This window comes from Microbacterium sp. Se63.02b (assembly GCF_014171575.1).
GTDB lineage: Bacteria > Actinomycetota > Actinomycetes > Actinomycetales > Microbacteriaceae > Microbacterium.
Map to the genome: position 1 here is coordinate 1 of NZ_CP050453.1, position 20,923 is coordinate 20,923.

At 65.9% G+C, this 20,923-nt stretch carries 21 protein-coding genes, 2 tRNA genes and 1 pseudogene; 18 read left to right on the plus strand and 6 right to left on the minus strand.

What is annotated here, in order from left to right; genetic code table 11:
- The 12 genes and pseudogenes from dnaA (at position 1) to G4G29_RS00060 (ending at position 13,440) form a co-directional block, all read left to right on the plus strand.
- Positions 1 to 1,392 (plus strand): chromosomal replication initiator protein DnaA, encoded by a 1,392-nt coding sequence (dnaA, locus tag G4G29_RS00005; protein ID WP_183151385.1) that lies wholly within the window; start codon positions 1 to 3, stop codon positions 1,390 to 1,392.
- 498 nt (positions 1,393 to 1,890) lie between these two features.
- Complete coding sequence (dnaN, locus tag G4G29_RS00010; RefSeq protein WP_183151386.1) at positions 1,891 to 3,033, plus strand: DNA polymerase III subunit beta; 1,143 nt, start codon at positions 1,891 to 1,893, stop codon at positions 3,031 to 3,033.
- Between the two features lie 220 nt (positions 3,034 to 3,253).
- Positions 3,254 to 4,471: a DNA replication/repair protein RecF gene (gene recF, locus G4G29_RS00015; RefSeq protein ID WP_183151387.1), complete on the plus strand. Its 1,218-nt coding sequence runs from the start codon at positions 3,254 to 3,256 to the stop codon at positions 4,469 to 4,471.
- The gene (locus tag G4G29_RS00020) at positions 4,464 to 4,967 is read left to right on the plus strand and encodes a DciA family protein (RefSeq protein ID WP_183151388.1); all 504 of its coding nucleotides are present in this window, start codon (positions 4,464 to 4,466) and stop codon (positions 4,965 to 4,967) included. The genes recF and G4G29_RS00020 overlap by 8 nt, the downstream gene beginning before the upstream one ends.
- 118 nt (positions 4,968 to 5,085) lie before the next feature.
- Positions 5,086 to 7,155 (plus strand): DNA topoisomerase (ATP-hydrolyzing) subunit B, encoded by a 2,070-nt coding sequence (gene gyrB, locus G4G29_RS00025; RefSeq protein WP_183151389.1) that lies wholly within the window; start codon positions 5,086 to 5,088, stop codon positions 7,153 to 7,155.
- Between the two features lie 44 nt (positions 7,156 to 7,199).
- Positions 7,200 to 9,755 carry a DNA gyrase subunit A gene (gyrA, locus tag G4G29_RS00030; RefSeq protein ID WP_183151390.1) on the plus strand — a complete coding sequence of 852 codons (2,556 nt, stop codon included), beginning with the start codon at positions 7,200 to 7,202 and terminating at the stop codon, positions 9,753 to 9,755.
- Positions 9,752 to 10,156 (plus strand): DUF3566 domain-containing protein, encoded by a 405-nt coding sequence (locus G4G29_RS00035; RefSeq protein ID WP_183151391.1) that lies wholly within the window; start codon positions 9,752 to 9,754, stop codon positions 10,154 to 10,156. The genes gyrA and G4G29_RS00035 overlap by 4 nt, the downstream gene beginning before the upstream one ends.
- 137 nt (positions 10,157 to 10,293) lie before the next feature.
- Complete coding sequence (locus G4G29_RS00040) at positions 10,294 to 11,562, plus strand: histidine kinase (protein ID WP_183151392.1); 1,269 nt, start codon at positions 10,294 to 10,296, stop codon at positions 11,560 to 11,562.
- Positions 11,550 to 12,238, plus strand: a pseudogene (locus G4G29_RS00045) (response regulator transcription factor). Before G4G29_RS00040 ends, G4G29_RS00045 begins: the two are co-directional and overlap by 13 nt.
- Positions 12,239 to 12,408: 170 nt before the next feature.
- Complete coding sequence (locus G4G29_RS00050) at positions 12,409 to 13,182, plus strand: DUF4097 domain-containing protein (RefSeq protein ID WP_244632269.1); 774 nt, start codon at positions 12,409 to 12,411, stop codon at positions 13,180 to 13,182.
- Positions 13,183 to 13,267: 85 nt separating this feature from the next.
- Positions 13,268 to 13,341: transfer RNA gene (locus tag G4G29_RS00055), tRNA-Ile, on the plus strand.
- A 26-nt stretch (positions 13,342 to 13,367) separates the two neighbouring features.
- Positions 13,368 to 13,440: transfer RNA gene (locus G4G29_RS00060), tRNA-Ala, on the plus strand.
- 52 nt (positions 13,441 to 13,492) lie between these two features.
- Here the strand turns inward: G4G29_RS00060 and G4G29_RS00065 are convergent.
- The 3 genes from G4G29_RS00065 to G4G29_RS00075 form a co-directional block, all read right to left on the minus strand.
- Positions 13,493 to 13,867 (minus strand): HNH endonuclease signature motif containing protein, encoded by a 375-nt coding sequence (locus tag G4G29_RS00065; protein WP_183151394.1) that lies wholly within the window; start codon positions 13,865 to 13,867, stop codon positions 13,493 to 13,495.
- Between the two features lie 35 nt (positions 13,868 to 13,902).
- Entirely contained in the window at positions 13,903 to 15,027 is a 1,125-nt protein-coding gene (locus G4G29_RS00070) for a Xaa-Pro peptidase family protein (RefSeq protein WP_183151395.1), read from the minus strand.
- A gap of 78 nt (positions 15,028 to 15,105) precedes the next feature.
- Positions 15,106 to 15,552, minus strand: a complete 447-nt coding sequence (locus G4G29_RS00075) for a DUF1801 domain-containing protein (RefSeq protein ID WP_183151396.1) — start codon at positions 15,550 to 15,552, stop codon at positions 15,106 to 15,108.
- Between the two features lie 149 nt (positions 15,553 to 15,701).
- Between G4G29_RS00075 and G4G29_RS00080 the strand changes: the two genes are divergently transcribed.
- A complete protein-coding gene (locus G4G29_RS00080) occupies positions 15,702 to 16,124 on the plus strand; it encodes an NUDIX hydrolase (RefSeq protein ID WP_183151397.1) in 423 nt (140 codons plus the stop codon).
- A 27-nt stretch (positions 16,125 to 16,151) separates the two neighbouring features.
- Here the strand turns inward: G4G29_RS00080 and G4G29_RS00085 are convergent, their stop codons facing one another.
- A complete protein-coding gene (locus tag G4G29_RS00085) occupies positions 16,152 to 16,607 on the minus strand; it encodes a YbaK/EbsC family protein (RefSeq protein WP_183152708.1) in 456 nt (151 codons plus the stop codon).
- Positions 16,608 to 16,663: 56 nt separating this feature from the next.
- The gene (locus tag G4G29_RS00090) at positions 16,664 to 17,170 is read right to left on the minus strand and encodes a DNA helicase (RefSeq protein WP_183151398.1); all 507 of its coding nucleotides are present in this window, start codon (positions 17,168 to 17,170) and stop codon (positions 16,664 to 16,666) included.
- A gap of 144 nt (positions 17,171 to 17,314) precedes the next feature.
- Between G4G29_RS00090 and G4G29_RS00095 the strand changes: the two genes are divergently transcribed.
- Positions 17,315 to 17,872 carry a peptidylprolyl isomerase gene (locus G4G29_RS00095; RefSeq protein WP_183151399.1) on the plus strand — a complete coding sequence of 186 codons (558 nt, stop codon included), beginning with the start codon at positions 17,315 to 17,317 and terminating at the stop codon, positions 17,870 to 17,872.
- A gap of 21 nt (positions 17,873 to 17,893) precedes the next feature.
- Complete coding sequence (locus tag G4G29_RS00100) at positions 17,894 to 18,787, plus strand: rhomboid family intramembrane serine protease (protein ID WP_183151400.1); 894 nt, start codon at positions 17,894 to 17,896, stop codon at positions 18,785 to 18,787.
- Positions 18,788 to 18,936: 149 nt separating this feature from the next.
- Here the strand turns inward: G4G29_RS00100 and G4G29_RS00105 are convergent, their stop codons facing one another.
- Positions 18,937 to 19,176 (minus strand): cell division protein CrgA, encoded by a 240-nt coding sequence (locus tag G4G29_RS00105; RefSeq protein WP_183151401.1) that lies wholly within the window; start codon positions 19,174 to 19,176, stop codon positions 18,937 to 18,939.
- A 134-nt stretch (positions 19,177 to 19,310) separates the two neighbouring features.
- Between G4G29_RS00105 and G4G29_RS00110 the strand changes: the two genes are divergently transcribed.
- From G4G29_RS00110 to G4G29_RS00120, 3 genes are read left to right on the plus strand one after another with little or no spacing between them, the layout of a single operon-like run.
- Positions 19,311 to 20,105: a class E sortase gene (locus G4G29_RS00110; protein WP_183151402.1), complete on the plus strand. Its 795-nt coding sequence runs from the start codon at positions 19,311 to 19,313 to the stop codon at positions 20,103 to 20,105.
- Positions 20,106 to 20,133: 28 nt separating this feature from the next.
- Positions 20,134 to 20,289, plus strand: a complete 156-nt coding sequence (locus G4G29_RS00115; protein ID WP_183151403.1) for a hypothetical protein — start codon at positions 20,134 to 20,136, stop codon at positions 20,287 to 20,289.
- Complete coding sequence (locus G4G29_RS00120; RefSeq protein ID WP_183151404.1) at positions 20,286 to 20,918, plus strand: aminodeoxychorismate/anthranilate synthase component II; 633 nt, start codon at positions 20,286 to 20,288, stop codon at positions 20,916 to 20,918. The genes G4G29_RS00115 and G4G29_RS00120 overlap by 4 nt, the downstream gene beginning before the upstream one ends.
- Positions 20,919 to 20,923: the final 5 nt, after the last annotated feature.

The following is a 20,923-nucleotide window of genomic DNA, read 5'->3' on the forward strand; positions in this document are numbered from 1 at the left end:
ATGTCATCACCTGCCCAGCCCGACGTCCCGATCTGGACCACGGTGCAGGATCTTCTGGTCGACGACGATCGGGTCACCCCGCAGCTTCAGGGGTTCCTGAGTCTCGCCGTGCCGGCGGGCGTCATGGCGGCGACGCTCTATCTCGAGGTTCCCAACGACCTCACGGCGGCGCAGATCAACAAGCGACTCCGTCTTCCGATCATGGAGGCGCTCTCACACATCGGCGATGAGGTCACCTCGTACCGGGTCGTGGTGAACCATGAGCTCGCGGAGCAGCCGACAGCGCCGATCGCGGTCGGTGACTTCGGACGCCAGGAACCGACACGCATCGAATCGCCGATGGAGCAGCCGACGCAGCTGCGGCACGAATCACGCTTGAACCCGAAGTACACCTTCGACAACTTCGTCATCGGCCAGTCCAACCGCTTCGCGCATGCCGCAGCGGTCGCGGTCGCCGAGGCACCGGCCAAGGCATACAACCCGTTGTTCATCTACGGCGACTCGGGCCTCGGTAAGACGCACCTCCTGCACGCCATCGGCGACTACGCGCAGTCCCTCTATGCCGGGGTCAAGGTTCGCTACGTCTCGAGTGAGGAGTTCACGAACGACTTCATCAACTCGATCGCGAACAACCGCGGCGCGGCGTTCCAGGCCAGGTACCGCGACGTCGACATCCTCCTGATCGACGACATCCAATTCCTCCAAGGGCGCGCCGAGACCCAGGAAGCCTTCTTCCACACGTTCAACACGCTTCACGATCACAACAAGCAGGTCGTGATCACGAGCGATGTGGCCCCCAAGCACCTCACGGGGTTCGAGGATCGGATGCGGAGCCGCTTCGAGTGGGGTCTCATCACCGACGTTCAGGCACCCGACCTCGAGACCCGCATCGCCATCCTCCGCAAGAAGGCCCAGAGCGAAGCACTCCACATCCCGGATGAAGTTCTGGAGTACATCGCGACGGTGGTCTCGTCGAACATCCGTGAACTCGAGGGTGCGCTCATCCGCGTCTCGGCGTTCGCCAGTCTCAACCGCTCTGCGCTCGACATCTCGCTCGCCCAGACCGTGCTCCGCGACATCATCGACACGGCGGAAGACAACATCATCTCGCCGACCGACATCATCACGGCGACCGCGCAGTACTTCAAGCTCACCGTCGACGACCTGTACGGCTCGAGCCGGTCGCAGCAGATCGCGACCGCCCGACAGATCGCGATGTACCTGTGCCGGGAGCGCACGAGTCTGTCGTTGCCGAAGATCGGCCAGCTCTTCGGCAATCGCGACCACACGACGGTCATGTACGCGTACAAGAAGATCAGCGAGCTCATGAAGGAGCGGCGTTCGATCTACAACCAGGTCACCGAGATCACGACGCAGCTCGGTCGTCGCTGAGTCCGCACCGTCTCCGCCGAGGGGGCACACCGCATCCGGATGAGGAGCGGTGTGCCCCCCTCTTCTTGTACTTGACACCGCTCAGGTGCAACCGATAAATGCCTCTATGCACATGTGGATAACTTGTGGATGAGAGCGCTCCGGATCGGGACGAATGTGGGCCGATCGGTGGAACCTGTGGATAACTCGGGGTTCGGCACCAGGCCCCAAAAACGGTGGAACCCGCGGTTTCCTCAGGGATTCCACAACTGACAGCCGTGTAGTTCCCTACTCGCTCTTGATATCCACCGAGTTATCCACAGTATCCACAGCTGTTAACACTGTTAAGGAGTTAACCCATTCAAGGCGCGATCCGATCACCAGACGGTGGGGAGAACCGTCGGAGGGACGACAAGAAGCTCGGCGTAGGGATACGCGGGAGTGTGGGGCTAGCATGGGAAGCCCTGCACCGGCAGGAACGACGACAACGCGTCACAGATCGACGACAAGGGAGCACCCGTGAGGTTTCAGGTCAACCGCGATGTCTTCAGCGAGGCTGTCTCGTTCGTCGTCAAGCTTCTGCCCCAGCGCAATCCGCAGCCGATCCTCGCCGGAGTCCTGATCGAGGCAGACGGCTCCGGACTCACGCTCTCGGCCTTCGACTACGAAGCGTCTGCTCGCACCACGATCGAAGCCACCGTCGACACCCCGGGCACAATCCTCGTGCACGGTCGACTGCTCTCCGACATCGCCAGCCGGCTGCCGAATGCGCCGATCGAGATCGCCGTCGAGGAAGACGGCGGTATCGCCGTGACCTGTGGCTCCGCCCGATTCACCCTCGCTGCCATGCCGGTCGAGGAATACCCGTCGATCCCCGAGGTCACCGGGTCATCCGGCGTCGTCCCGGCCGATGACTTCGGCACCGCGATCGCCCAGGTCGGATTCGCGGCGTCCCGCGACGACGTCACGCCTGTGCTCACCGGTGTCCAGCTCGAGGTCTCGGGTCACAACCTGAGCCTGGTCGCCACCGACCGGTACCGTGTCTCGCTCCGAGACGTCCCATGGGACGGAGAGTCGGTCGAAGCGACCGCTCTGGTTCCGGCTCGCACCCTGCTCGAGGTCGGTAAGACGTTCGGTCATGCCGGCACTATCCAGGTCGCGTTCTCCGGAGCGGGTGACCGCGAGATCATCGCATTCACCGCAGGCAACAAGACAGTGACGTCGCTGCTCATCAAGGGCAACTTCCCGCCGGTGAGGCGTCTGTTCCCGGAGCAGACCGACCACTACGCCGTCGTCAACACCGCCGATCTCATCGAAGCGGTTCGCCGCGTCTCTCTCGTGCTCGACCGCGCTGCTCCGCTGCGTTTCACCTTCTCGAACGACAGCGTGACGATGGATGCCTCCGGCAGCGAGCATGCACGGGCCTCCGAGTCGGTCGATGCGATCCTCTCCGGTGGCGACGAAGTCACTCTGGGCCTCAACCCCCAGTACCTGATCGAGGCTCTGGGTGCGGTGAAGAGCGAGTTCGTGCGGGTGACGTTCACCTCGAGCGACAACGCCAACAAGCTCAGCCCGGTCCTCATCACGAGCCAGACCTCTGTCGATCAGGCAGGTCTGGATTCGTTCAAGTACCTGCTTCAGCCCAACCTCCTCCTTCGCTGATCCCTCACTCCCCGTCATACCCGAACGTCCCCGGATCAGCCAGTAAGACGATCCACGGAACCGTCGCAGGTGACGATGCTCCCGGAGCGAGCATCGGGAGGGGCCCCATGAAGTGGGAGGGAACCCGCTCTGCGAGCGAAGGGTGCGTCTTCACCTGCGACCCACAAGCACCAAAACCGAGAAGAAATCCCGTGTCAGACCCCGAAGGTAGGCTGGCTCCGTGATTGTGGAGCACCTGAGTCTGGTCGATTTCCGCAATTACGCGACCGCCGAACTCTCACTTCACCGCGGACCGAACGTGCTCGTCGGGCGCAATGGGCAGGGCAAGACGAATCTGGCCGAAGCCGTCGTCTTCCTCGCGACTCTCGGCTCGCACCGCGTGTCGTCCGACGCTCCGCTGGTGCGCGATGGCCAGGAGTTCGCCGTCATCCGTGCCCGGCTGTCGCATGGCGAACGTCGCGTCCTCGCCGAGGTGCAGGTGAATCGGCAAGGTTCGAACAAAGCACGAATCAACGGCGCCCCTTCGAAACCCAACGAACTGCCCCGCTACGCGCACGTCGTTCTCTTCGCCCCGGAGGATCTGCAGATCGTGCGGGGCGACCCGTCTGCACGCCGCAGGTTCAGTGACCAGCTGCTGATACAGCGCACCCCGCGGATGGCAGCGGTGCTCGGCGACTACGACCGTGTGCTCAAACAGCGAAACGCACTTCTCAAGTCCGCACGGGCGCGCGGTGTCCGGGGCGAGGGACTGAGCACCCTCGACGTCTGGGATGACAAGCTCGTGGCCCTCGGGTCCGAGATCATCACGGCACGACAGCGACTCGCGACCGATCTGCAGCAGCCGGTGGCCGACGCCTACGAGGCCATCGCCGGAGCCGACCATAGGCCTCGACTCGAATGGGCGCTGTCGGTCGATGGGGGAGATCCGGAAGAAGAAGACGGTGTCGTCGACGACGCCGAGGCCGCACCGGTCGGAGACACGGCCCGGATCGCCGAGATGTTCCGTGCGTCGCTCGCTGCGAAGCGATCGAACGAACTCGATCGTGGGCTCACCCTCACCGGACCCCACCGCGACGACCTCGTGCTGCGGGTGCGCGATCTTCCCGTGAAGGGCTACGCATCTCACGGCGAGTCCTGGTCCGTCGCCCTCGCACTGCGGCTCGCTTCGGCCGAATTGTTGCGGAGCGAGTCGCCCGCGGGCGATCCCGTGCTCATTCTCGACGATGTGTTCGCAGAACTCGATGCCGACCGCCGTCAGAGGCTCGCGGGTTTGACAGCAGGATACGAGCAGGTGGTGGTCACCGCTGCGGTGGAGGAGGATATCCCTGCGGTGCTGCATGCGCATGTGGTCCACATCAGCGCCGGGACCATCAGCGATGACCGGGCGGTCCGGCACGCACACGGATCCAGCGAGAGTGAGGCGGGTGACGATGAGTGACGCGGTTCCGGCTCCCGCAGCCGAGGTCCCGGAGACGGTCGCCACCTACCTGCGCCTGCGTGGCCTCAAGCCGAGTTCCACGAGCTGGAAGCGCAAACGCCGTATCGCCGTCGACGATGACAACGCGCCGTTCACACCAGGGCGGGATCCGGGAATGCTCGGTGACATCCTCGATCGGCTGACCCGCGACTCCGGATGGCAGACCACCCTCGCTCGCGAAGACCTCGTGCGGCAATGGGCCGATCTCGCCGGCGCCGACACCGCGAAGCACTCCGAACCTGTCTCTCTCGAGCGTGGATTGCTCACCGTGAAGTGCGATTCGACGGCATGGGCGAAGAACCTCCAATTCATGCGAGCCACGATTCTCACCGAGATCGGTCGACGGTATCCCGACGCGGGCGTCGAGAACCTCCGCTTCATCGGCCCGGACGTCCCCTCTTGGAAATGGGGTCCCAGAGCCGTTCCAGGACGGGGCCCGCGCGATACCTACGGGTAGGGCACCGTGCAAGGGGTCTGAAACGCTCAGAGGGCCACACGCGGCCGTTGAGCGGCATTTCCCGACGAAACCCCGCTAGAATGGGAGTTCGTGATATCGATGTGGAGAATGCCCTCTGATGACGCCTGAATCCCCTGCTGACGAGACGGAATCGAACAACGGGGGAACCCCCGCAACCGAGGGCACCACTGCACCCAAGGCGAAGCAGCCGGGAGAGTACGGCGCGGATTCGATCCAGATCCTCGAAGGTCTCGAAGCCGTCCGCAAGCGCCCCGGCATGTACATCGGCTCGACCGGACCACGAGGCCTGCACCATCTGGTCTACGAGATCGTCGACAACTCCGTCGATGAGGCGTTGGCCGGCTACGCCGACACGATCCTGGTGACGATGCTCGCGGACGGCGGCGTCCGTGTCGTCGACAACGGTCGTGGAATCCCGGTCGACCCGCACTCGTCCGATCCCAACAAGTCGACGGTCGAGGTGGTGCTGACGATCCTGCACGCCGGCGGGAAGTTCGGCGGTGGTGCCTATGCCGTCTCCGGTGGTCTGCACGGTGTCGGCTCGTCCGTCGTGAACGCTCTGTCCACCCGCTTCGACGTCGAGGTCAAGCAGAAGGGCTTCGTCTGGCGCCACTCCTTCGCCGACGGCGGGGTCCCGCAGCAGAAGCTCGAGAAGGGCGAGGCGACCGACGACACGGGAACCAGCATCACGTTCTGGCCGGATGCCGAGATCTTCACCGAGACGATCGACTTCGACTACGACACGCTGCGCACCCGATTCCAGCAGATGGCGTTCCTGAACAAGGGACTGCGCATCGAGCTGCGCGACGAGCGAGAGTCGTCCGCTTACGAGGTCGAGGAAGACGGCGCGACCGTCACCAAGCAGCCCGGCGACGTCTTCTTCTACGAGCGCGGACTCGTCGACTATGTCGAATACCTCAACAAGGTGCGTCACGCCGAGGTCGTCAACGAGGAGATCATCGCCTTCGAATCGGAGGACACCGGACGGAAGATCTCGCTCGAGGTCGCCATGCAGTGGACGACCTCGTACACCGAGAACGTCTTCACCTACGCGAACACGATCAACACCCACGAAGGTGGCACACACGAGGAGGGATTCCGCGCGGCGCTGACCACCCTGGTCAACAAGTACGCCCGTGCGAACAACCTGCTCAAGGAGAAGGATGACAACCTCTCTGGCGACGACGTCCGAGAGGGTCTGACCGCCGTCATCTCCATCAAGCTGGGTGAACCGCAGTTCGAGGGTCAGACCAAGACGAAACTGGGCAACACCGAGGCGAAGGCCTTCGTGCAGAAGGTCGTGGGTGACCAGCTCGGAGACTGGTTCGAGCGCAACCCGAACCAGGCGAAGAACGTCATCCGCAAGGCGATCGATGCCGCGACGGCTCGTCTCGCCGCCCGCAAGGCTCGCGAGACCGCCCGCCGCAAGAGCGTCTTCGAGTCGGCGGCCATGCCCGACAAGCTCAAGGACTGCACGAGCAAGGATCCGTCGATCAGCGAGATCTTCCTCGTCGAGGGTGACTCCGCCGGCGGCTCCGCGGTGCAGGGTCGCGACCCGCACACGCAGGCGATCCTGGCGCTGCGAGGCAAGATCCTCAACGTGGAGCGCGCCCGACTCGACAAGGCCCTGGGCAACAAGGAAGTCCAGGCGATGATCCAGGCCTTCGGCACGGGCATCGGCGAAGAGTTCGACATCGAGAAGGCGCGCTATCACAAGATCGTGCTGATGGCCGATGCCGATGTCGACGGCCAGCACATCACGACGCTGCTGCTCACCCTGCTCTTCCGCTACATGCGCGGACTCATCGAGGCCGGTTTCGTGTACCTCGCGATGCCGCCGCTGTACCGCCTCAAGTGGTCGAACTCGGCGCACGAGTACGTGTTCAGCGACGCCGAGCGCGACGCCCTGCTCAAGCACGGCCTCGACAACGGCAAGCGCATCCCGAAGGATGCAGGCATCCAGCGCTACAAGGGTCTCGGCGAGATGAACCCCAAGGAGCTGTGGGAGACGACGATGGATCACACCACGCGCACCCTCCAGCAGATCACCATCGAAGACGCGGCCGCGGCCGACGAGATCTTCAGCGTGCTGATGGGTGAGGACGTCGAGTCCCGGCGCAGCTTCATCCAGCGCAACGCCAAGGACGTCCGCTTCCTCGACATCTGACGCCCCGCGGGCTCAGACCAGATGTGTGACAGAGAGATTGACTTATGACTGACGAAGAACGCACCGAGCCGGAACACGAACACGGCAAGATCGACCAGGTCGACCTGCAGTTCGAGATGCAGCGCAGTTACCTCGACTACGCGATGGCCGTCATCGTGGGCCGCGCCCTTCCGGACGTGCGCGACGGACTCAAGCCGGTGCACCGCCGTGTCATCTACGGCATGTACGACGGCGGCTTCCGACCGGACAAGTCGTTCTCGAAGTGCGCTCGCGTGGTCGGCGAGGTCATGGGGCAGTACCACCCTCATGGCGACTCTGCGATCTACGATGCGCTCGTCCGCCTGGTGCAGCCGTGGTCGTTGCGCTACCCGCTGGCTCTCGGCCAGGGCAACTTCGGCTCCCCCGGCAACATGGGCGCCGCAGCCCCGCGATACACCGAGACCAAGATGGCTCCGCTCGCGCTCGAGATGGTGCGCGACATCGAAGAAGACACCGTCGACTTCACCGACAACTACGACGGTCAGACGCAGGAACCGACGGTCCTCCCGGCACGCTTCCCGAACCTGCTCGTCAACGGATCGGTCGGCATCGCGGTCGGCATGGCCACGAACATCCCGCCGCACAACCTGCGAGAGGTCTCGGATGCGGCGCTCTGGGCGCTCGACAACCCCGGCCTCCCCCGCGAGGAGCTGCTCGACGGCCTGATCCAGCGGGTGCCGGGGCCGGACTTCCCGACCGGTGCCCAGATCCTCGGAACCAAGGGCATCCACGAGGCGTATCGCACCGGACGCGGCTCGATCACGATGCGCGCGGTCGTCAACGTCGAAGAGATCCAGGGACGCACCTGCCTCGTCATCACCGAGTTGCCGTATCAGGTCAACCCCGACAACGTCGCGGTCAAGATCGGCGACCTCGCCCGCGACGGCAAGATCACGGGTATCGCCGACATCCGCGACGAGTCGTCCGACCGCACCGGTCAGCGTCTCGTGGTCGTGCTCAAGCGCGACGCGGTCGCGAAGGTCGTGCTGAACAACCTGTACAAGCACACCCAGCTGCAGGAGAACTTCGGCGCGAACATGCTCGCGATCGTCGACGGCGTTCCGCGCACGCTCGCCATCGACGGCTTCATCTCGCACTGGATCGCCCACCAGATCGATGTGATCGTCCGGCGCACGGAGTTCCGTCTGCGCGAGGCCGAGAAGCGCATGCACATCCTGCGCGGATACCTGAAGGCGCTCGACGCGCTCGACGAGGTCATCGCGCTCATCCGTCGTTCGCAGACCACGGCAGATGCCAACGAAGGGCTCCAGACGCTCCTCGACATCGATGAGATCCAGGCTGATGCGATCCTGCAGATGCAGCTTCGACGCCTCGCCGCCCTCGAACGTCAGAAGATCATCGACCAGGCGAACGAGCTCGAAGCCCAGATCACCGACTACAAGGCGATCCTCGCCGACGAGGGTCGTCAGCGCACGATCATCCGCGAAGAGCTGACCGGCATCGTCGAGCGCTTCGGCGACGAGCGGCGCACGCACATCCTGCACGGATTCGACGGCGACGTGTCGATGGAAGACCTGATCGCCGAGGAGGAGATGGTCGTCACCGTCACGCGTGAGGGATACATCAAGCGCACGCGCAGCGACAACTACCGCTCTCAGCATCGCGGTGGCAAGGGCGTCAAGGGTGCCCAGCTGCGTGCGAACGACATCGTCGAGCACTTCTTCGTGACGACGACGCACCACTGGCTGCTGTTCTTCACAGACAAGGGCCGCGTCTACCGCGCGAAGACCTATGAGGTCCCGGAAGCCGGCCGCGATGCGAAGGGCATGCACGTCGCCAACCTGCTTGCTCTGCAGCCCGACGAGAGCATCGCCCAGGTGCTCGACATCCGCGACTACAAGGTCGCCGACTACCTCGTGCTGGCGACGCGCGAGGGCCTGGTCAAGAAGACACGGCTCGACAACTACGACACCAACCGTCAGGGCGGCGTCATCGCGATCCGTCTCAACGACGAGGACGAGCTGGTCAGCGCCCTGCTGGTGAACGCCGAAGACGACATCCTCCTGATCAGCCGTCGCGGCATGTCGGTGCGCTTCGAAGCCACCGATGAGGCCCTGCGTCCGATGGGCCGGGCGACGGCCGGTGTCCGGGGCATGAAGTTCAAGATCGACGAGGACTGCCTGCTCTCGGCATCCGTCGCCGCACCAGGTAAGTTCGTCTTCGTCGTCACCGACGGAGGGTACGCGAAGCGCACGGCGGTCGAGGAATATCGCGTCCAGGGCCGCGGCGGAACGGGCATCAAGGTCGCGAAACTGAACGACGATCGAGGCACTCTCGCGGGCGGTCTGATCGTCTCGGAGGACGACGAGGTCTTGGTGGTTCTGTCCAGCGGCAAGGTGGTACGCTCTGCCGTGGCCGAGGTCCCCGCCAAGGGTCGAGACACCATGGGAGTGGTGTTCGCCCGGACGACCGAGGCCGATCGCATCCTCGCCATCGCCCGTAATGGCGAGCGTGGCCTCGCAGACGAAGAGGCGGATGCGGAGGATGCCGACCCCCAGGCGCCTGAGACGACAGAGACCCCCGAGGATACAGACGCATGAGTACAGTGGCCGACAAGCTGGCGAAGAAGTCGACACGCAAGACAGGCGGCAAGCAGGTCCGACTCCGTCTGGTCTACGTCGACTTCTGGTCGGCTGTGAAGCTCTCGTTCCTCGGAGCGGTCGCTCTCGCGGTGGTCACCATGGTGTCGTTCTTCCTCATCTTCCTCGTGCTCCAGGCGACGAATGTGATGAGCACGGCCGAGAGCTTCCTGCTCGGCATCACCGACAACACGTTCGTGCTCTCCGAGGTCGTCGGTCTGCCGCAGGTCATGGCGTTCGCGGCGGTGGTCGCGATCCTGAACCTGATCGTCTTCACGGTTCTCGGCGCAGTGATCGCCGGAATCTACAACCTCGCCGTCAAGGTGACCGGCGGACTGCTCGTCGGCTTCATGTCGAACTGACCCACGGTTCCTCGAACCGGACGAAGGGCGGATGCTGCGGCATCCGCCCTTCGTCGTCTCCCGGGTAGGGAAAACCCGAAGACGAGAGTCCGGATGACTCGGTGTCGGCTCTGGGTGCCCCGCCGTACCTTGGAGACATGACCACTCAGACTGCGACCCCGGCACCCGCACCCGCGGTGAAGCCGCCGTCGCGCATCTTCCTCACGATCCTGCACCTGGCAGGTCTCGGAGTGCTCGGCGGCGCCATCTTCGGAATGCTCGCGGGACTCCTCGGTACCGGCCTCGGCCTCCTCTTCGTCGCGGGCGTCGGCCTCGTGCTCCTCGTAGGGCTCGTCTACGCTCTGTACGGCCTCGGCTGGTTCGAGGTGGCTCGCGTCGGAGCCCTCTACCGCACGCCCATCGCCCCCTTGCAGGTTCAGCGACGGGACCGTCCCGGCTTCGGCGGCTGGCTCCGCTCTCTCGGGCGCCAGGCGATCGACGGTCGCATGTGGCGCGCCGTCGCCAACTTCGCGATCTCGGCCATCCTCGGTGTTGTCGTCCTCCGTCTGTTCTGGGGCCTGGTGTGGTCGATCATCATCTCGTTCGCCCCCCTCACGGCCGCGGACGCGGTGATGGGACCCTTCGGCGGCGGAGGCATCCCCGTGGCATGGGCCCCTCTGGTGGGCATCCTCGGAATCGCCGCCTGCATCGTCGGGATGATCGGTCTCGCCCTGCTGCACCGGACCCTCTCGCTGGCGATCGTGGTTCGGAGCAGGGAGACGGAGCTCACCGAGCGGGTCCGCACCTCCTCCGCTCAGCGGGAAGGCGCGGTGCGCGCCGCCGACGTGGAGCGCACCCGCATCGAGCGGGACCTCCATGACGGGGTCCAGCCTCGGCTCGTGTCGGTCGGCATGACCCTCGGCCTCGCCCAGCAGAAGATCGACAGCGACCCGGAGACCGCGAAGGAGCTGATCAACGAGGCGCACACCTCGACGAAGGCAGCCATCACCGAGCTGCGGCAGCTCGCGCGCGGCATCCACGCCTCGGTGCTCGACGATCGCGGCCTCGACGCGGCCCTCTCCGCCCTGGCCGGACGCTCGCACATCCCCGTGCACCTCGACGTGCGCATGGACGGGCGGTGCAGCCGCGAGGCCGAAGCGGCGGTGTACTTCTCGATCGCCGAGTCGCTGACGAACGCGGCGAAGCACTCCCGAGCCAGCGAGGCGCGGGTCATCGTGCGACTTCGCGAAGGCAACACGCTCTGGGCCCGCGTGGAGGACAACGGGATCGGCGGCGCGCAGGTGCAACCGGGAGGCGGCCTCGACGGCATCGCCAACCGCATCCTCGCCGCCGGCGGAACCTTCCGTCTCGACAGCCCGCAGGGCGGACCGACCAGCCTGGAGGTGACCGTCCCATGCGCATCCTGATCTGCGAGGACTCCGTCCTGTTGCGAGAGGGCCTCGTCCGTCTTCTCGAAGACGCCGGCCATGAGGTGGTCGCGGCGCTGTCCGACACCGAAGGCCTCGAGGCCGCCGTCGCGGATACCGCGCCCGAGCTCTGCATCCTGGATGTGCGGCTCCCCCGACGTTCACCGATGAGGGCATCCGCGCGGCGCTGGCACTGAGGTCGACCGATCCTTCGCTCGCGATCCTGGTGCTGTCGCAGTACGTCGAAGAGCGATACGCCTCGGATCTCATCGCAGCGCAGGGCGGTCCGCTCGGATACCTGCTCAAGGATCGCGTCGCCGACGTCGCGGAGTTCCTCGCCTCGGTGCAGCGCATCGCGGAGGGCGCGACCGTGCTCGACCCCGAGGTCGTCGCCCAGTTGCTCACGCGACGGAATCGCGACGATCGGATGCTGCGGCTCACGGAACGCGAACGCACCGTTCTCGCGCTGATCGCCGAGGGGAAGTCGAATCAGGCGATCGCCGGACTGCTGTTCCTCTCGGAGGCCAGCGTCGAGAAGCACATCACCTCCATCTTCCAGAAGCTGGGCTTCGACCCGGACGAGTCCGGTAACCGCCGCGTGCTCGCCGCGCTCGCCCACATCGAGAACACGGGCGGCACGACGCCGCCGACCGGCCAGACAGGAGTGGCACGATGACCACCGAAAACAACGACGCCCCGGCAGAGCACACATCGTTCACGCCGCCGCCCGCCTCACCGCCGCCCCCCGGTGGACCTCAGATGTCCGCACCTCAGGCGCCCCCGTCTCCGAGTACGCCACCACCCTCCGCGGGTGGACGCTCGTCCGGCGCCACCGCGGTTCTGGTCGTGACCGCCGTCGTGGGCGGGATCGCCCTGCTGGGAACCGGCGGGACGGCCGCCGCGGCGGCGGCAGGCACCGTCATCTCGTCGAGTCGCCCAGACTCGGTGCAGACGGTCGATGTCGCGGGCATCGAGGGACTCGACGTCGACGCGGACGCCAGCAGCATGCGCGTCGAGTTCGGCGACGTCGATGAGGCGGAGCTGGCCGTGACCAACGGTCGCGGCACCGCGTGGACCTTCGAGCGTGACGACGATGAGCTGATCGTGCGGAGTCCGCAGGGTGTCTTCGGCTGGTGGTTCGGGAACTGGTTCGGCGATGAGGAGATCGCCGTGCTCACCCTGCCCGAGAGTCTCCGCGGCGCGGGACTCGACGCCGACCTCACTCTCGAGGCCGGCAGCCTCGACGTGGACGGGGACTTCGGGGTGCTCGACGTGACAGTGAGCGCGGGGGCCCTGGATGCCACGGGGTCTGCCGAGGAGCTCGACGTGCAGATGAGCGCCGGCCGTGCAGACATCATCGTCGATGGTGTCTCCTCCGCGGACCTGGGTGTGTCGGCCGGTGACCTCACGGTCGAATTGACGGGCACGCCTCCGACGCAGACGACGATCGACGTGAGCGCGGGCTCGCTGGATCTGACCGTCCCCGATGTCGAGTATGCGATCACCCAGGACATCAGCGCCGGCACGTTGAACGCGAAGGTCGACGAAGCCTCGAGCGCTCGCAGGACGATCGACGTCTCGCTCTCCGCGGGCACGGCGACCATCCGTCCGAGCCGCTGAATCCCGTCGGGGGTGGGGACTCTGCGTGGTCCTCGCCCTCGATTCGGATTTTCCGTCTTTCTCCGGTAAAGTCTTGGAGGTTGACGGGGCTATAGCTCAGGCGGTTAGAGCGCTTCACTGATAATGAAGAGGTCCCAGGTTCAAGTCCTGGTAGCCCCACTCCTCAATTCAAGAAACACCCTCACGGGGCCTTAGCTCAGTTGGTAGAGCGCCTGCTTTGCAAGCAGGATGTCAGGAGTTCGAATCTCCTAGGCTCCACAGGAAGATGAAGCCCCTGGCCGCCGCCGGGGGCTTCTTCCGTTGCGAGGTCTCACTCGGCAGGACGCAGGTCCCGCAGGATCGTGGCGTGACGCACGAGGAAGGTGCGCTCATCGAGCTTCTTGCGGCGAAGCCATCCGGTCACCTCGTCGTTGTGCTTGCTGGCGTTGCACGACGCGCACGCCGGGACCACGTTAGCGAGCGTGTATCGACCGCCACGGGAGATCGGCTGGATGCAGTCGCGTTGCAGTGCCGCGCCGTCTCCCCCGCAGTACGCGCACCCGCCCCAGGCCTCCATCAGCTCATGCCATTGTGTATCGGTCAAGTCATTGTCGACACGGGCGAGTCGCCCCTGACGTCGCTTGGCGTAGCGGGCACGGGTCGCCGGAGACGCGGTGGCGGAAGAGACCTTGCGGCGGCGGCGCATGGGCCGATGCTACCCCGACGGGCGCTGGAGCGTCGTCAGTCCGAGCCGACCGAGACGAGCTCGTGCGGCGCGACGTTCAACCGCTCGCCCCCCGCAGCCGTGACGACCACGATGTCTTCGATGCGGGCGCCCCACTCCCCAGCGAAGTAGATACCGGGTTCGATGCTGAACGCCATGCCCTCACGCAGCACGAGGTCGTTGCCCGGCGCGATGTACGGCTCCTCGTGCACTGAGACGCCGATCCCATGACCCGTGCGATGCAGGAACGCCTCACCCAGGCCCGCCTCGACGAGCACGGTGCGCGCGGCCGCATCGACCTCGGCCGCGGTGATGCCGGGACGCACGGCATCCACTGCCGCCTGCTGCGCGCGTACGAGAACGGCGATCCGCTCGGCTGCCGCGGGGTCGGGTGCGCCGACGACGTAGGTCCTCGTGCTGTCGGAGTTGTACCCGCTGGGCACGGCGCCGCCGATGTCGACCACCACGACGTCGCCCTGCTCGATCACGCGGTCCGAGACCTCGTGATGCGGGTCGGCACCGTTCGGACCCGATCCGACGATCACGAACTCGACCGTTCGGTGGCCTTCGGCGACGATGGCCTCTGCGATGTCGGTGGCCACCTCCCTCTCGGTGCGTCCGGCACGAAGCCACTGCGGAACGCGGCGGTGGACGGCGTCGATCGCCTCGCCGGCGCGACGCAACTCCGTGATCTCCTCGGCATCCTTGATCATGCGCCCTTCCCGGAGCACGGGTGTGGCGAGCTCCAGCTGCACACCGAGGCGCTCACCGAGAGGGATCACATGCAGCGCGGGCAGTGCATCGGAGACTCCTACTCGAGAAGCATGGCCGACGGCGGCGGTCACCAGCCCGTACGGGTCTTCGCCGTCCACCCAGTCGGCGATCTCGAGTTCGAGTTCCCCGACAGCCGTGCTGCGGACCTTGGCGAGCTCCATCCGCGGCACAACAACGGTCGGCGTCACGGCCGGTCCGATCACGAGGGCGGTCAGCCGTTCGATGGTGTCGCCCTCCACGCCCAGCAGGTACTGCAGATCGGGGCCGGGGCCCACCACGATGGCGTCGAGTCCCGACTCGGCGGCGAGCGATGAGGCCCGGGCGAGACGGGCGGCGTACACGGCGGCGGGGAAGGGCAATGTGCTCACGGCATCCACGCTACTGTGCACCCCTCGCACTGGGCACCCGATCCTCCGACGGAGTTGCCCCGCGACTCTCGGTCGCCGTCAGCTGATCGCGACGCGGATGCGCTCCGCCAGGAACTCGAGGTCTTTCTTCGTCAGGTCGGTCACGGCGTAAGCGGTCGGCCATACGGTGCCGTCGTCGAGGTTGGAGATCGGTTCGAAGCCGAAGGTCCCGTAACGCACCTTGAACTTGCTCGCCGGCTGGAAGAAGCACAGCACCTTGCCGTCTCGACCCCACGCGGGCATGCCGTAATAGGTGCGGGGAACGAGTTCCGGCGCGACCTCGGAGACGAGCGCGTGCAGCTTCTCGGCGAGAGACTTGTCCTCCGGCGTCAGCTTCTCGATCGCCTCTTTGAGATCGGCCTCTCCTGCAGCTCGCAGCTCCTCCGGAGACTTCTTCGCCCGAGAACGCCGAGTTCGTGCTTCCTTCGCTGCGGCCTGCATGGCCTCGCGTTCCTCGGCGCTGAAGTTCTTCTCTTTCTCCGCCATGACCTGTCCTCTCGATGTGCTGCCGGTGTGGGACTCACACTACGGATTCCGGACCAGGACGCGCTTCTCGATTCGTGATCGATCCTCGGGGTCCGCGTCGTCTGACACGCGGTCATCGGGACCTTCCGCCGCCGGATAGTGTGTGAGCCATGGACCTGCGTGTCGCGGCGTACGCGGTCGTCACCGATGACGACGGGCGTCTGTTGCTGGCGCGCTGGACGGAAGGTCGCCGCGTGGCCTGGACGATGCCCGGTGGTGGCCTCGAACCCGGCGAATCCCCTGAGGATGCGGTTCGTCGTGAACTCCGGGAGGAGACCGGCTACAGCGTCAAGGTGGGGGAGCTCCTCGGTATCCACTCCCGGGTGATCCCCGCTGGCCGTCGCGTCCAGAAAGCTGCAGACCCCCTGCACACCCTTCGCATCGTCTATCGAGCCGAGGTCACGGGTGGCAAGCTCCGCTTCGAGACCGGCGGGTCGACCGACATGGCGGAGTGGTTCTCCCTGAAGGCCGTCGCCCAGCTGCAGCGGGTGAAGCTCGTCGACATCGCGATGCGCATGGCGGGGATCATCTGATCCCGACCCGGATCGTCGACCCGGGAGTCAGCGGTCCTCGGGCACGGAGATGTCGGCGACGGTGGCCCCGTACGCGGCGATGAGGTCGTCGGCTTCGACGAAGAGGCTGTAGCCGTGGGCGCCCGCTCCCATCGCGATCCGCCGGCCGACGATCGACTCGTCCGCATAGACCGGCCACGCGGTCGTGCTGCCGATCGGCACGATGGTGCCGCGCTCGTAGCCGGTCGCCGCGAGCGCGAGCTCCGGCTCAGGGAGCCGCAGCTTGTTCACGCCGACCAGTGCCCGCAGCTTCGGCCAGGATATCGAGCGCCCACCGGGAACCAGGGCGAACAGGAAGGTGTCATCCGACCGCTTCACGACCAGCGTCTTCACGATGCCGGAGGCGGGGATGCCGAGCAGTTCCGCGGCCTCGAACAGGCTTCCGGCGGCGGGGCGCTCGCGGATCTCGATCTCGAGGCCCCGCGCGCGGGCCGCATCGCGCACCCGTGCATGCTGATCGCCTCCGCCACCGGAGGCGACGGAGGCGGGATCAGAGGTGTTCACGCGTCAGGAGCGGAGAGCGGGTCGTCGGCGACCCAGAGCTCGTCATCCGCGCGCAGCGTCTGCCATGCGGCGTAGAGGACGCCGACGGCGGCCGCAGCACCGAGGATGATCGCGATGACCGACCCGAGGCCGGGACCCGACTTCTGCTTCTTGCCGAATGCGCCACGAGGCGCGGGGGCCGAGACCCCGTGGCGCTTGGCGTTCGCGACGTCCCACGCGGTCAGCGCGGATCCGACGACCCCGCCGACGATCGGGACGACCTTGTCGTCGACGACGTGCTTGCCGAACTGCACACCGCGGTCGACGGTCGGGGCGACACGACGGTTGTACGCGTCCTGGATCACGGGCACGACCTGCTCGCGATTGATGTTGCCGAGCTGACGACCGGCCTCACGGGCGACGTCAGCGGCGTGGCCGACGAGCACCTGCTGGTTCTCCCAAAGCTGGTTCGCGTCGTTCTGAAGACGACGCAGTTCCTTCTTCCGCTTGCGGCTGAGGCTCACGATGCTCTCCTGTCCATTGGAGTACGGGTTCCCCATCTTGCCACGAGAGGCTGGATGCCGGGCGGGAATCGCCCGGCCCTTGCGCCTTCGTCCGATCCGCGGTACACCGGGCGAACTCACCGAAAGCTCTGCGAGAATGAGGGCATGGCTCACGCTTCTCACGTCGCAACCCTGCACACCAACCACGGTGACATCGTCATCAACCTCTTCGGCGATCACGCCCCGAAGACGGTCAAGAACTTCATCGGCCTCGCCGACGGCACCCAGGAGTGGACGCACCCCGCCACCGGAAAGCCGGGCGAGGGACCTCTCTACAAGGACGTCATCTTCCACCGCATCATCCCGAACTTCATGATCCAGGGCGGCGACCCGCTCGGTAAGGGTGTCGGCGGTCCCGGTTACAACTTCGACGACGAGATCAACATGGAGCTCAACTTCAACGAGCCCTACATCCTCGCCATGGCCAACGCCGGCCTTCGTCGCAACGCCATCACCGGCAAGCCCGAGGGCACCAACGGCTCGCAGTTCTTCATCACCACCGACCCGACGCCGTGGCTGCAGGGCAAGCACACGATCTTCGGCGAGGTCGCCGACGACGCCTCCAAGGCTGTGGTCGACAAGATCGGCGCCGTGCAGACGGGTCCGGGCGACCAGCCGATCGAGCCCGTGGTGCTGCAGTCGATCGACATCGTCGCGGCCTGACGACAGCTGCGGCCGATCCGGATGACCACGCCTGAGTTCACGAGCAATCGCGAAAACTTCTGCTACCGGCATCCGGATCGGCAGAGCTTCGTGCTCTGCCAGCGGTGCATGCGCACCATCTGCCCCGAGTGTCAGACACAGGCGCCCGTCGGCGTCATCTGTCCGCAGTGCATGAACGCCGAGCGCAAGAACCGTACGCCGGCACAGAAGAAGGCCGCTCGCCGCTGGGGCGGTCGCGGCACCGGGACGATGGCGATGGCCCGGAGCGGAAGGCCCGTCGTCACCTACGCGTTGCTCGCCGTGACGTCGTTCATCGGACTGGTGCAGCTGATCCCGGGGATGAATCAGCCGATCACCCAGGCTCTGGGCTTCTTCGCTCCCTATCTCTACCCGAACCTCTTCGCTCTGCCCTTCGAACCATGGCGTCTGCTCACGGTCCTGTTCGTCCACGGCGGCTTCATCCATCTCGCGCTGAACATGCTCGCCCTGTGGATGCTCGGGCAGAGCCTCGAACCGATGCTCGGTCGTGTCCGCTTCCTGGCGATGTATCTGATCAGCGGCCTCGGCGGGTCGGTGATGGTCGCGCTCCTCGCTCCAGGGTCGTGGACGGTCGGCGCATCCGGCGCGATCTTCGGGCTCTTGGCATCGTTGCTCATCATCGGACGCCACATCGGCGCCAACGTCACGGGGATCCTCGTCATCCTCGGGATCAACTTCGCCTTCGGCCTGTTCGTCGGCGGGATCTCCTGGCAGGCCCACCTGGGCGGCGCGGTCGTCGGCGCCCTGGTCGCCCTCATCTACACCCGGACGAAGCGCCGTGATCAGCGCACCTGGCAGATCGTGTTGCTCGCAGCACTGGTCGTCCTGCTGCTCGTGATCGTCGCCTTCGTTCCGCCCCTGCTCCTTTTGGCCTGATCCGGAGTTGTTAACAGGGTTGTTAACCCCTGTGAATAACACCGGTGTAATTCTCCCCAGGCTGTGGAGAGTCTTGTGGATAACTCTGGCTCCCGCATGAAGAAAGGCCCCTCGCGATGCGAGGGGCCTTTCGAGAAGAAGGAGTGGCGTCAGCGCCAGCGTGTGGTCATCAGGAAGCCGATCAGAGCGATGCCGAGACCGATCGCGAGGTTCCAGTTGTCGAGCCCCGGGATGGGGAACTGCATGCCCGAGATGTAGAACACGAGGATCCAGGCGAGACCGAGGAGCATGAAGCCGATCATCACCGGCTTGAACCAGACGGCGTTGGGAGCTGCTTCGCCTTCGGCGCGCTCGACGGCGGGTTCTTCGGTCTTGTGGTCACGTGCCATGCCGTCATTGTACCCAAGACATCTGTGCCGCGCCGAGAGCCCTCGAGTTCCGGTGCGGCGCATCTCGCACGGGACCCTCGCCGGTCGTAGCGCCGATCCGGTGACTGTTCAGCGACGACGGATATGATCACGGCATGACCGCAACCGTCGTGCCTGGGGGGCGACGCCCGCGACGAGAGCGACCGCGCTCCCGCGCCACTTTCGCGAGCGTGCTCGGCGAGCTCCTGCTCACCGCCGGAGTGATCGTCCTGTTGTTCGTCGCGTGGCAGATGTGGATCGGCGACATCATCATCAGCGCTCAGAAGAACGACGAGGGTGCGGCCATCTCTCAGCAACTGGCTCAGGCAGAAGCACCCGAGCTGCCGCCCGTGGTCGAGGATGACGAGGGAACCCCGACGTACGTCCCACCCGTACCGGCCGCGCCCGCCGATGGAGCGTGGTTCGCACAGATGCACATCCCCCGCTTCGGAGCCGACTACAACTTCGGGATCTATGGCGGCACGAGCCGCGCTCGTACGCTGGACCAGAAGGGGATCGGGGTCTACAAGGGTTCGAAGATGCCCGGCGAGGTCGGCAACTTCTCGATGGCCGGGCACCGCACCACGTGGGGCAAGCCGTTCAATCAGCTCGACAAGCTGCAGTTGGGCGATGCGATCGTCGTCGAGACGCCCGACGGGTGGTACACATACCGGTTCCGGACGCTCGAGTATGTCAAGCCGACTCAGACCGACGTCCTCGCCGATGTCCCGCAGATGCCCGAGCAGCAGACCGGTGAGCAGTACATCACTCTCACGGCCTGCTCGCCGCTGTATTCGCTCGCCGAGCGCATCGTCGCCTACGGGGTCTTCGAGAGCTTCCAGCCGCGCGCAGAGGGACCGCCCAGTGCACTGACCGACCCGCCCCCGCCTCCGGCCGCCCCATCGGTATGACCATGGACGTTCACGAGAGAGAAGACTGATGTACGCCGCACTCTGGCGCCTGCTGCCCGGTCCGTGGTGGCTGCGCGTGCTGATCCTGGTGATCGTCGTCGCTGCCATCCTCTACGGTCTGTTCTGGTACGTCTTCCCGTGGGTGAGTCCGATCATCTCCCCCGGCGAGGTCGACGTCGAATGACCCGCGTGCTCGTGGTCGACAACCACGACAGCTTCGTGCACACGCTCGTCGGCTACCTCCACGAACTCGGAGCGGAGACCGCGATCGTCGAGTCGGACGCCGTGGACGCCGACGAACTCGAGCGCCTGATGCCCTCCCACGATGCCGTACTCCTCTCCCCCGGACCCGGTCGTCCTGCCGACGCCGACGCATCCGTCGCGGCGGTGCGGACCGCGGCACGCCTGCGCACGCCGACTCTCGGCGTCTGCCTGGGCCATCAGACGATCGGCGAAGCCTTCGGTGCGCACGTCGACGAGGCGCCGGAGCTCATGCACGGGATGGTCTCGGCGGTGTCGCACGACGGATCGGCGTTATTCTCGGGCATCCCCTCCCCATTCGAGGCCGGCCGTTACCATTCGCTGGCGCTCGCGGAGGCCGACCTCCCGCCCGGTGTGGTCGCCACGGCGTGGACCGAGAGCGGAACGGTCATGGCGCTCGCCCACCGGGAACTGCCGCTGTGGGGAGTGCAGTTCCACCCCGAGAGTGTGCTCACAGAGGGTGGCTACCGGCTCCTCGCCAATTGGCTCGAGCTGTGCGGCGCGCAGGATGCCGTGGCCCGTGCAGAGAGCCTGCACCCGCTGTCACGCTGACCCGT

Excerpts from the sequence above, each read along its gene's own strand:
- G4G29_RS00110 (WP_183151402.1), top strand. The coding sequence starts at position 19,311 with ATGACCGCAACCGTCGTGCCTGGGGGGCGACGCCCGCGACGAGAGCGA.
- G4G29_RS00065 (WP_183151394.1), bottom strand. The coding sequence starts at position 13,867 with ATGCGCCGCCGCCGCAAGGTCTCTTCCGCCACCGCGTCTCCGGCGACC.
- G4G29_RS00020 (WP_183151388.1), top strand. The coding sequence starts at position 4,464 with ATGAGTGACGCGGTTCCGGCTCCCGCAGCCGAGGTCCCGGAGACGGTC.
- G4G29_RS00040 (WP_183151392.1), top strand. The coding sequence starts at position 10,294 with ATGACCACTCAGACTGCGACCCCGGCACCCGCACCCGCGGTGAAGCCG.
- G4G29_RS00035 (WP_183151391.1), top strand. The coding sequence starts at position 9,752 with ATGAGTACAGTGGCCGACAAGCTGGCGAAGAAGTCGACACGCAAGACA.
- G4G29_RS00075 (WP_183151396.1), bottom strand. The coding sequence starts at position 15,552 with ATGGCGGAGAAAGAGAAGAACTTCAGCGCCGAGGAACGCGAGGCCATG.
- G4G29_RS00115 (WP_183151403.1), top strand. The coding sequence starts at position 20,134 with ATGTACGCCGCACTCTGGCGCCTGCTGCCCGGTCCGTGGTGGCTGCGC.
- G4G29_RS00120 (WP_183151404.1), top strand. The coding sequence starts at position 20,286 with ATGACCCGCGTGCTCGTGGTCGACAACCACGACAGCTTCGTGCACACG.
- gyrA (WP_183151390.1), top strand. The coding sequence starts at position 7,200 with ATGACTGACGAAGAACGCACCGAGCCGGAACACGAACACGGCAAGATC.
- G4G29_RS00100 (WP_183151400.1), top strand. The coding sequence starts at position 17,894 with ATGACCACGCCTGAGTTCACGAGCAATCGCGAAAACTTCTGCTACCGG.
- gyrB (WP_183151389.1), top strand. The coding sequence starts at position 5,086 with ATGACGCCTGAATCCCCTGCTGACGAGACGGAATCGAACAACGGGGGA.
- dnaA (WP_183151385.1), top strand. The coding sequence starts at position 1 with ATGTCATCACCTGCCCAGCCCGACGTCCCGATCTGGACCACGGTGCAG.
- G4G29_RS00105 (WP_183151401.1), bottom strand. The coding sequence starts at position 19,176 with ATGGCACGTGACCACAAGACCGAAGAACCCGCCGTCGAGCGCGCCGAA.
- G4G29_RS00080 (WP_183151397.1), top strand. The coding sequence starts at position 15,702 with ATGGACCTGCGTGTCGCGGCGTACGCGGTCGTCACCGATGACGACGGG.
- G4G29_RS00095 (WP_183151399.1), top strand. The coding sequence starts at position 17,315 with ATGGCTCACGCTTCTCACGTCGCAACCCTGCACACCAACCACGGTGAC.